The sequence below is a fragment of the Nocardiopsis suaedae genome, assembly GCF_027706745.1.
GTDB lineage: Bacteria > Actinomycetota > Actinomycetes > Streptosporangiales > Streptosporangiaceae > Nocardiopsis_A > Nocardiopsis_A suaedae.
Genome location: NZ_JAQFWP010000049.1, coordinates 42,849 through 53,172, shown reverse-complemented (window position 1 = coordinate 53,172; position 10,324 = coordinate 42,849). Strand labels below are relative to the sequence as shown.

Annotated in this window: 7 protein-coding genes; 5 read left to right on the top strand and 2 right to left on the bottom strand. The window is 74.3% G+C overall.

Going from position 1 to position 10,324, the window contains the following annotated elements; all coding sequences use genetic code 11:
* Window positions 1-587 precede the first annotated feature (587 nt).
* Window positions 588-3,782 carry an isoleucine--tRNA ligase gene (gene ileS / locus O4U47_RS22190; protein ID WP_270679862.1) on the bottom strand — a complete coding sequence of 1,065 codons (3,195 nt, stop codon included), beginning with the start codon at window positions 3,780-3,782 and terminating at the stop codon, window positions 588-590.
* A gap of 490 nt (window positions 3,783-4,272) precedes the next feature.
* Here ileS and O4U47_RS22185 point away from each other — a divergent pair, with 490 nt between their 5' ends.
* The 5 genes from O4U47_RS22185 (at window position 4,273) to O4U47_RS22165 (ending at window position 8,141) form a co-directional block, all read left to right on the top strand.
* Complete coding sequence (locus O4U47_RS22185) at window positions 4,273-4,548, top strand: hypothetical protein (protein WP_270679861.1); 276 nt, start codon at window positions 4,273-4,275, stop codon at window positions 4,546-4,548.
* A gap of 404 nt (window positions 4,549-4,952) precedes the next feature.
* Entirely contained in the window at window positions 4,953-5,357 is a 405-nt protein-coding gene (locus O4U47_RS22180) for a TraR/DksA family transcriptional regulator (protein ID WP_270679860.1), read from the top strand.
* Between the two features lie 35 nt (window positions 5,358-5,392).
* The gene (gene lspA, locus O4U47_RS22175; protein WP_270679859.1) at window positions 5,393-6,085 is read left to right on the top strand and encodes a signal peptidase II; all 693 of its coding nucleotides are present in this window, start codon (window positions 5,393-5,395) and stop codon (window positions 6,083-6,085) included.
* Entirely contained in the window at window positions 6,082-7,008 is a 927-nt protein-coding gene (locus O4U47_RS22170) for an RluA family pseudouridine synthase (protein ID WP_270679858.1), read from the top strand. The genes lspA and O4U47_RS22170 overlap by 4 nt, the downstream gene beginning before the upstream one ends.
* Before the next feature lie 206 nt (window positions 7,009-7,214).
* Complete coding sequence (locus tag O4U47_RS22165; protein ID WP_270679857.1) at window positions 7,215-8,141, top strand: LysR family transcriptional regulator; 927 nt, start codon at window positions 7,215-7,217, stop codon at window positions 8,139-8,141.
* A gap of 427 nt (window positions 8,142-8,568) precedes the next feature.
* Here the strand turns inward: O4U47_RS22165 and O4U47_RS22160 are convergent, their stop codons facing one another.
* Window positions 8,569-10,254, bottom strand: a complete 1,686-nt coding sequence (locus O4U47_RS22160; RefSeq protein WP_270679856.1) for a thiamine pyrophosphate-dependent enzyme — start codon at window positions 10,252-10,254, stop codon at window positions 8,569-8,571.
* Between the last annotated feature and the right edge of the window lie 70 nt (window positions 10,255-10,324).

Sequence of the window (10,324 nt, the reverse complement as noted above, 5' to 3'; positions counted from 1 at the left end):
CCACGCGCCCGGAGTGCACTCTTCTGCACACTCGATGCCCGACAGCCCGCCCCGTTCCCGGGACGCCCGGAATGCGGCGCCCAGGCACCCCGCCACCGGCGCGGGCGAGCACCCCGCCCACCCCACGGCGCCGCCTCCCTGGGTCGAGAGACCCGGCGCCCGGCCGGGGCCCGTCAGTGGGGCACCTGCCGACCCGCCCACCCGCACCGCGAGGAACCCGCCGCCCGGCAAGCAGGCCCGGGGAACCGCCTCGCTCGCGCCGTCGTCGCCCATCACCGGGACCACGCATGCACCGCGCGGCCGACAGCGTTGCAGGTAGGGCCGCCGACCTGGGTCGTTGCCGCCCCACCTGGCACTCCGGTGGCCTGGCGGGCGGGCGTCGGCAGTAGTGGGGGCCATCGGTCCCCTCCCAGAAGAGCGGGCCCATGCACGGCTTTGCCGTGCATGGGCCCGCACCGGTCTCCTACGACCGGGGCGACCAGGCCGGCCGGGCCGGCCCGCCGCTACCGCACCACCGCACCACCGCACCACCGCACCACCGCACCACCGCACCACCGCGGCGCCCGCGGCCCCCGCAGCGCCTGTGGTCAGGCCTTGCGGATCCAGATGGTCACGCCGAACTCGTCGGAGGTGACCGAGTAGTGGCCCTCCTCCTCCGGGGCCTTTTCCACCTGGGTGAACGTCGTGGCCAGCACCTCGCCCGCGATGGACTCGGCGTGCTCGTCCAGCGCGCGCTCCGTCTGCGGGTCGGTCGCCGACCAGGCCAGCCCGATCCGGTCGGAGATGTCCAGGCCGCTGCTCTTGCGGGCGTCCTGTACCAGCCGGACCACCTCGCGGGCCAGGCCCGCCCGCTGCAGCTCCGGGGTCAGCTCAAGGTCCAGGGCCACCGTCTCACCGTTCTCGGTGGACACCGCCCACCCCTCGCGCGGCTGCTCGGTCACCAGCAGCTCGTCGGCGCTGATCTCCACCGGCTCACCCTCGACCTGTACGTGCGCCCAGCCGGTCCCGCGCACCTGCTCGACCAGCCCCTTGGCGTCGGCGGCGCCGATCGCCTGGGCCACCAGCGGGGTCCGCTTCGCGAACCGCTTGCCCAGCGCCCGGAAGTTCGGCTTGACCGTGTACTCCACCAGGTCGCCGCCGACCGAGGACAGCGCCTCCAGCGACCCCACGTTGAGCTCCTCGGTGATCTGCGCGCGGAGCTGCTCGGGCAGCCCGTCGAAGTCGCGCGCCCCCACCAGTGCGCGCCCCAGCGGCTGGCGGGTGCGCACCGCCGAGTCCACGCGCGCCGCGCGGCCCAGCTCGACCAGGCGCCGCACCAGCGCCATGTCCCGGGACAGCCCCTCGTCGACCAGCGCCGGGTCGGACTCGGGCCAGTCGGCGAGGTGCACCGACTCCGGGGCGTCCGGGCGGCGCAGCGCCGCCCACACGTGGTCGGTCAGGAACGGGACCACCGGCGCCAGCAGCTTGGTCAGCGTCTCCAGCGTCTCGTAGAGCGTCGCGAACGCCGCCGCGCCCTCCGGGGTCGAGGCGCCCGCCCAGAAGCGGCGGCGGGACCGGCGCACGTACCAGTTGGACAGGTCGTCGATGAACGCGGTCAGGCGGCGCCCCGCCCCCGCGGTGTCGAAGTCCTCCAGCGCGGCGTCCACGTCGGCCACCACCTGGTTCAGCTCCGACAGCAGCCACCGGTCCAGCAGCGGCCGGTCGGCCGGTGCCGGGGCCTCGGCCAGGCGCTCCGGCGACCAGCCCTCCCCGGCGTTGGCGTACAGGGTGAAGAACGACGCCGTGTTGTAGTAGGTCAGCAGGACCTTGCGGACGATCTCCTCCAGCGCGGCGTGCCCCACCCTGCGGGCCGCCCACGGCGAGCCGCTCGCCGCCATGAACCAGCGCAGCGCGTCGGCGCCGTGCCGGTCCATCACCGGGATCGGCTCCAGCACGTTGCCCAGGTGCTTGCTCATCTTCCGGCCGTCCTCGGCCAGGATGTGCCCCAGGCAGACCACGCTCTCGTAGGAGGACCGCCCGAACACCAGGGTGCTGACGGCCATCAGCGAGTAGAACCACCCGCGGGTCTGGTCGATGGCCTCGCAGATGTACTGGGCCGGGAAGTTCTCCTCGAAGACCTCCTCGTTGCGGTGCGGCGCCCCCCACTGGGCGAACGGCATCGACCCCGAGTCGAACCAGGCGTCGATCACCTCCGGCACCCGGTGGGCCTCGGCGCCGCACTGCGGGCAGTCCACCACCACGTCGTCCACGTAGGGCCGGTGCGGGTCCAGCGCGCTCAGGTCGCGCCCGGCGAGCCCGCTCAGCTCGGCCAGCGACCCGACCACCGTGGTGTGCTCGTCGGCGCACTGCCACACCGGCAGCGGCGTGCCCCAGTACCGGCTCCGGGACAGCGCCCAGTCGATGTTGTTGCGCAGCCACTCCCCGAAGCGCCCCTCCTTGACGTTCTCCGGGTACCAGTTGGTGGCCGCGTTCTGGGCGAGCAGCTCGTCCTTGATCTCGGTGGTGCGCACGTACCAGGACGGGACCGCGTAGTACAGCAGCGCGGTGTGGCACCGCCAGCAGTGCGGGTAGCTGTGCTCGTACCCCTGCACCCGGAACATCAGGCCGCGCCCGGTCAGGTCCTCCACCAGGGCCGCGTCGGCCGTCTTGAAGAACACCCCGCCGACCAGGTCCAGCCCGTCCTCGAAGGTGCCGTCGGCGCGCACCGGGTTGACCACCGGCAGGCCGTAGGCGCGCGCGACCGCCATGTCGTCGGCGCCGAACGCGGGCGCCTGGTGCACCATGCCGGTGCCGTCCTCGACCGTGACGTAGTCGGCCAGCGCCACGTAGTGCGCCGGGGCGTCGAAGTCCACCAGCTCGAAGGGGCGCTGGTAGGTCCAGCGCTCCATCTCCCCGCCCTCGAAGCGCTCCCCGGTGAGCGTCCAGCCCTCGCCCAGGACCTTCTCGAACAGCGGCTCGGCGACCAGCAGCCGCTCGGTCCCGTCGGTGGCCACCACGTAGGGCACGTCCGGGTGCACCGCCACCGCCGTGTTGGACACCAGCGTCCACGGGGTGGTGGTCCACACCAGCATCGAGGTGGGGCGCTCGGGCGAGGCGAGCGGACCCGAGGTGATGGGGAAGCGCACGTACACCGACGGGTCGGTGACCGTCTCGTACCCCTGGGCCAGCTCGTGGTCGGACAGTGTGGTGCCGCAGCGCGGGCAGTAGGGGCTGATCCGGTAGTCGCGGACCAGCAGGCCCTTCTCGTGGATCCGCTTGAGCGCCCACCAGACCGACTCCACGTACTGCGAGTCCATGGTGCGGTACGGGTTCTCCAGGTCGACCCAGTAGCCCATGCGCTCGGTCATCTCGGTGAAGGCGCCCACGTGCCGGAGCACCGACTCACGGCAGCGCGCGTTGAACTCGGCGACACCGTACTCCTCGATGTCCTTCTTGCCGCTGAGTCCCAGCTCCTTCTCCACGGCCACCTCGACCGGCAGGCCGTGGCAGTCCCAGCCGGCCTTGCGGTCGACCCGGTAACCCTTCATGGTCTTGAACCGGGGGAAGACGTCCTTGAAGACGCGGGCCTCGACGTGGTGCACGCCGGGCTTGCCGTTGCCGGTGGGCGGACCCTCGTAGAAGACCCAGTTCGGGCCGTCCTTGGTCTTGTCGAGAGAGCGCTCGAAGACCTTCTGCTCCGACCAGCGCTTCAGCACCTCGTGCTCCACCGCGGGCAGGTCGATCTGCGCGGGGAGGGCGGGGAAGGGCCGGGGGGCGGCGGGTTCTTCTGCTGACGCTGTCACGTGGCTGCCCTTTCCATCAGGGGTGCGGTCCTGATGGAGGGACGAGGCGCGGGGCCCCGCGGTACCACCCTCCTTGGGAGCGCGTGCGCTCCCCGCTTCGTTCATGCGGTGCCGGTTCTACTGAGCCCCTGGGGCCGTTCCTCCGGCGGCTCAGGGGTGATGTTCCCGCCGGTCATGCCCCCGGGCTCCCACCGTCCCCGGGTCGCTCTGGGCTGTGCTCCGCGCGGTACTCGTCCCCGTCATCGCCCTGCTTGTGAAGTCGAGGATAACGCAACCGGTCCGCCGCTCCGACGCGATTTCCGCGGGCGCGCCCGGGCGCGCCGGGCAGGGGGAGCGCGCGGCGGCCGAGGGGGAGCGGGGCATACTGGCGCACGGCCGTGCGCAGGGGCCGCCCGCCGGGCACGGCCGGGCGCACGGCGCACCACACGACCGGCGGGCGACACCACCGGCGGACGAGACGACGGACGACACGACCGAGGAGAGGAACCGGATGGCCGACACGCAGAGCGGCGCGACGTCGAAGGGGCGGGTGCTGGTCACGCTGCCCGACCGGGAGGACGCCGAGGAGCTGGCCGAGCAGCTCCAGGACCAGGGCTACGAGCCGTGTGCGGTGCACCGGGACATGCTCGCGGGCGAAGACGACGCCGAGGACGTCGACTGGGTGATCGTGGTGGAGGTGGGGCCGCACGGAGGCCCGGCCGTGTTCGACGAGCCGCACCTGTCCCGCCTGGCCGAGGACTACGGGGGCTTCGCCGCCGCCGATTAGCGGGGCCCACCCGCCCGCGGCCCCGCGCGCAGCCCCGCCGCGCCCGGCCCCCGCGTCCGGCACCCGCGCTCCGGCCCCTGCGCCTTGGCCCCCGCGCCCCCGGCGGATCGCCCGAGCGAATCGGACGAGGGGAACGGGGGAACAACAAAGGGGAAAGAGGCGGTGATTCCGTGGAACGCCGTGGTTCATTGCTTCGCCGACCCCGGCCGCCTAAGCTACCCGGCATTGTGCGGCAATCCCCTGATTCGGCGGTGTTTTCGCACGTCGACGGGGGTGTTCGGCGGGGCGGCCCGGGGTGGCCGCCCGGATCGGAACGGGGGCTGGGAATGACGTCCACATCGGCGGAGCGATCGATCGGCGGGACGGACCGCGGGGGCCGCGGAGGACGGCGCGAGGAGGGCGACGTGAGCGCAGCGAAGCTGCCGCCGGCGCGCACCGGGGAGGAGCCCTGGACCACCCGGGAGCTCGCCGAGGTCCGCGGGTCGCTGGAAGAGGAGATCGCGCTGCTGCGCGAGAAGATCGCCGACACCGAGTCGGAGCTGGCCGAACAGCTGACGGACGCGGTGTCCAACGCCGGGGACGACCCCACCGATACCGGTGCGAAGGCGTACCAGCGCGAGCACGACCTGGCACTGGCCTACAATAGCCGTGACCTGCTCGCGCAGAGCGAGCGGGCGATCGAACGGATGGACGCGGGCACCTATGGGGTGTGCGGCTCCTGCGGCCAGGCGATCGGCAAGGCCCGCCTCCAGGCATACCCGCGCGCCCTCCTGTGCGTGGCGTGCAAACAACGCGAGGAGCGTCGCTGACTGACGTTGAGCCCTCCGGGGACGGACAAAGGACGGTGAACGGACCCGCCGCGACCAAGCCGCGGCGGTTCGTTCTTGTGGCGGTGGTGGCCGCGGTCGCGCTGGCCCTGGACTTCGCCACCAAGGAGATCGTGCTGGCGCGCTTCGCCCCCGGCGAGAGCGTCCCGGTCGTGGGGGACCTGCTCCGGTTCACCCTGGTGTTCAACCCGGGGGCGGCCTTCTCCATCGGCACCGGCATGACGTGGGTGTTCAGCCTGATCTCGATCGGGGTGGTCGTCTACATCGCGGTCATCGCCCGGCGCCTGCGCAGCCTGGCCTGGGCGATGTCGCTGGGGCTGATCCTGGGGGGCGCCGCCGGGAACCTGATGGACCGCCTCTTCCGGCCGCCGGGCCCACTGCACGGGCACGTGGTCGACTGGATCCAGCTCCCGAACTGGCCGGTGTTCAACCTGGCCGACTCCAGCCTGGTGGTGGGCAGCGCCCTGGCGGTGGTGCTGGCCTTCCGCGGGGTGAACATCGACGGCACCCGCGAGGGCGACGAGGACGAGGACGCCGACACGGGCGCCGCCACGGACGCCGCCACGGGCGCCGAGGACGGTGCCGACGCGGGCGCCGACGGCGCCGACACGGGCGCCGGGGACGGGACCGGGGAGACCGGCGGGGCCGGCCGGGACCGGAGGACCGGCGGAACCGCCGGCCGCGACGCGGGAGAGGGGGGAACGGCGTGACCGACCACCGCAGCATGCCGGTGCCGGACGGACTGGAAGGCGACCGCCTCGACGCGGCCATGGCGCGGCTGTTCGGCCTGTCCCGCACCCGCGCCGCCGAGCTCATCGCCGACGGCAACGTGCGCGTCGACGGGACCGACGCGGCCAAGTCGGACCGGGTCGCCGCCGGGTCCTGGCTGGAGGTCACCCTCCCCCCGCCGCCGTCGGCGCCGACGCCCCGGCCCGAACCGGTGCCGGGCCTGCGCATCGTGCACGAGGACGCCGACATCGTCGTCGTCGACAAGCCGATCGGCGTGGTCGCCCACCCCACCGTGGGCTGGACCGGCCCCTCGGTGCTGGAGGGCCTGCTGGCCATGGGCGTGCAGCTCACCACGAGCGGCGCCGCCGAGCGGCAGGGCATCGTGCACCGGCTGGACGCCAACACCACCGGCCTGATGGTGCTCGCCAAGAGCGAGGGCGCGTACTCGGTGCTCAAGCGCGCCTTCAAGGAGCGCACGGTCGACAAGCGCTACCACACGCTGGTGCAGGGCCACCCGGACCCGCTGCGCGGCACCGTGGACGCCCCGATCGACCGCCACCCCTCCGGCGACGGGCGCTTCGCCGTGGTCGCGGGCGGCCGCCCGTCGGTGACCCACTACGACACCATCGAGGCGTTCCGCGCGGCCAGCCTGCTGGAGATCAAGCTGGAGACCGGCCGCACCCACCAGATCCGCGTGCACATGTCGGCGCTGCGCCACCCCTGCGTGGGGGACCGGCTGTACGGGGCCGACCCGACCCTGGCCGAGCGGCTGGGGGTGGCCCGCCAGTGGCTGCACGCCGTGCGGCTGGGCTTCGACCACCCGACCGAGGGGCGGCCGGTGGAGTTCGAGAGCCCCTACCCGGACGACCTGGCCGCGGCGGTCGAGAAGCTGCGCGAGGATTAGGCGGATGGGCCCAGCGGCCGGGGCCCTGCGCTCCGTGCCCCGTGCCTGGGCCCCGTGCCCCGGGGCGCGGAGGTGAGGCCGCCGGGGCCCTCGCAGCCGGGACCGCCGGGCCGCCACGGCGGCCCGGCGCCGGACATCTCACCCCTTGGACGTCGGACCGCTCACAACAGCTTCGAATGCGGCGTTCGCGGCGTTAGCATCACTTCATGCTGAGCGTGGATCGAATGCGCGTCCTGCACGCCATCGCCGCCAACGGATCGCTCACCGGGGCCGCAGAGGAGCTCCGGGTCACCAACTCGGCCGTCTCCCAACAGCTGAGCAAGCTGGAACGGGAGGTCGGCCAGCCCCTCGTCGAGCGCAACGGGCGCGGGATCCGGCTCACCGAGGCCGCCGAGGTACTGGTCGAGCACACCGGGCAGATCCTCTCGCTGGTCCGCCAGGCCGAGGCCGACCTGGAGGCGCACCGCGACGCGGTCATCGGGCACCTGCGCCTGGCGTCGATCGCGACCGCCGCGCGCGGCCTGGTGCCGCACGCCCTGGTGTCGCTGCGGGAGAGCCACCCCCGGCTCGCCGTGGAACTGGTCGAGCAGGAGCCGGACGACAGCATCCCGGCGGTGAGCAGGGGCGACGCCGACATGGCGGTCGTCGTGGACTGGACGGGGGCACCGCTCCCGCTGCCGCGCGGGATGGAGCGCACCCCGCTGATGGAGGACATCGCCGACCTGGCGCTGCCCTCCGGGCACCCGCTGGCGCACCGCGGGCTGGTCGCGCTGGACGAGGTGCTGGACCTGCCCTGGATCAGCTGGCCGCGCGGGGGCGCGTGCGGCGAGTGGCTGCACCGGATGATCAGCGAGCAGGGGAACGAGCCGCGGATCGTGCACACCGCCGAGGAGCACCAGACCAAGCTGGCGCTGGTCGCGGCCGGGCTGGGGGCGGCGGTGATGCCGCGCCTGGGCCGGGGGCCGGTGCCCGAGGGGGTGCGCTTGGTGCAGGTGCAGCCGGCGCTGGTCCGGCAGGTGTACGTGTTCTGGAACGCGGACGCGGCACGTAGGCCCGCCATCAGCGCGACCGTCCGGGCCCTCCGTGAGGCGGCGATGAACCCGGAGGCGGCCGCGGCGGCGGTGCGCGCCTGAGAACGCGCCGGAGCGGTGTGCACGCCGCCCGCCCGGGGCGGGGCGCGGCCCGGAGGAGGTCCGGGAGCGCGCCTGGACCGCGTACGGGGTGCCGACCGCCGCTCCCCGCGGCCGGCGGGCGGCCGGAGACCGCGGCCTCGGCTGTCGAAGACGCCACCGCTCCGGCGGACGCCGTCCGCGCGGCGGCCCCCTGCGGACGGGGTCGTCAACCTCGGACGCGATGATGACCTGGCGGCTCCTCGGCCGGACAGGTCCGCACGCCCGTCGGAACGGTGTGACCGCGCTCCACGGTCGTGACCGGCGACCCGCCCTTCCGCGAGGCGGCCCCCGGCGCCCGCCCGCCGAGGGCGGTCGCGACCGATGAAACCGCCTTGTGCTCTGGTGGGCCGCTCCCGGAACCGGCCGGGGGCGGCCCAGCGGGTGGGCCTCAGTCCTCGCCCAGCAGGCCCGACAGGGTCGTGCCGGGACTGATCACGTCCGGGTCGGTCCGGGCGTCGATCAGGGTGGGCAGGTCCGAATCGAGCGCCTCGGACAGGGCCTTCCCGAACTCCTCGGGCGTGTGCGCCGTCGCCCCGCGCGCCCCCAGGGAGCGGGCGTAACCCGCCAGGTCGAGCGGGCCGCTGATGTCGACCGCGGCCGTGCGGCCCATCTCTTTGGCCTGGTGCATGGCGATGGTGCCGTACAGCCCGTTCTGGAACACCACCACGACCACCGGCACGCGCAGCCGAACCGCCGTCTCCAGCTCCTGCCCGGTCATCAGCGCGCCGCCGTCGCCCACGGCCGCCACCACGGTCCGGTGCGGTTCCACCAGCTTCGCCGCGACCGCCGCGGGGACCGCGTACCCCATCGCGCCGCTGGTGGGCGCGAGCTGGGTGCGCGGCTCGTTGAAGCGCCACCCCCGGTGCAGGAACGCCGCGAAGTTGCCCGCGTCGTTGGTGATCACCGTGTCCCGGGGCAGCACCGCGCGCATGCCCTCCACCACCGCCCACGGGTGCAGCCGTCCGCCCGGGTGGGAGGCGGCGGCCGGGTCCGGGACCGTCGTCCCCTCCCACGCGGCGTGCGCCGGGGCGAAGTCGCGGTACATGGCCGTGGTCGGCGACGCGGCCAGCGCCTCCAGCGCCCGCCGGGCGTCGGCGACCGCGCCCATCCACACCCCGGCGACCGCCCCCACCTGGTCGGGGTCGATGTCGATCTGCGCGACGCGGGAGTCGACGACCCGCACCCCGGGCGCGGGGAACCGGTAGGCCTGGGTGGTGACCTCGCTCAGCCGGGAGCCGACCACCAGCACCGCGTCCGCCTCCTCCAGGGCGCCCAGCACCTGCGGCGGGCACCCCAGCCCCAGATGGCCCAGGTAGAGCGGGTGGTCGTTGGGGAACACGTCCTGGCGCCGCCAGGCGGCGTACACCCCGGCCTGGAACCGCTCGGCGACCCGCACCAGCTCCTCGCGCGCGGCGCGCGCCCCGCCCCCGGCGATGATCACCGGCCGCTCGGCCCCGGCCAGCCACCGCGCCAGGCGGTCCCGCTCCTCCTCGGCGAGCGAGGGGCGGGGCGGGAACGTCCCCGGCAGGGGGCCCAGCACCCCGGCCGCCTGCCCCCACAGATCGCCCGGGACGGCGATCGCCACTGGGCCCGGGCGGCCCGAGGTGGCGATCCGCAGCCCGCGCGAGGTCGCCTCCACCAGCCGGTCGGCGCGCGTCACCGTCGTCGACCACTTGGTGATCGGGGCGTAGAAGGCGGTCAGGTCCACCTCCTGGAACGCCTCCCGGCCCAGGCGGTCGGTCTCCACCTGGCCGAGGAACACGATCATCGGGGTGGAGTCCTGCATGGCCGTGTGCACCGCCACCGCCAGGTTGGAAGCGCCGGGGCCGCGGGTGGCGGCCGCGGCGGCGGGGAAGCCGATGAGCTTGCCCTCGGCCTCGGCCATGAACCCGGCTCCGCCCTCGTGGCGGGTCGACACCAGCTGCATGTCGCTGCGCCGGTCGATCGCGTCGGCCAGTTCCAAGAAGCTCTCGCCGGGGACGGTGTAGCAGCGCCGCACATGGGCGGCGGCGAGCAGTTCCGCGACCGCCTCGGCGGCGGTGGGCCCACTGGGCAGGGGGGTCTCGGGGGGCACGGTCGTCCTTCCGTCGTCGCAAGGCACACGTGGGCGGGGGCGGTATGCCGCCCCCGCCGGTCACCGCCAT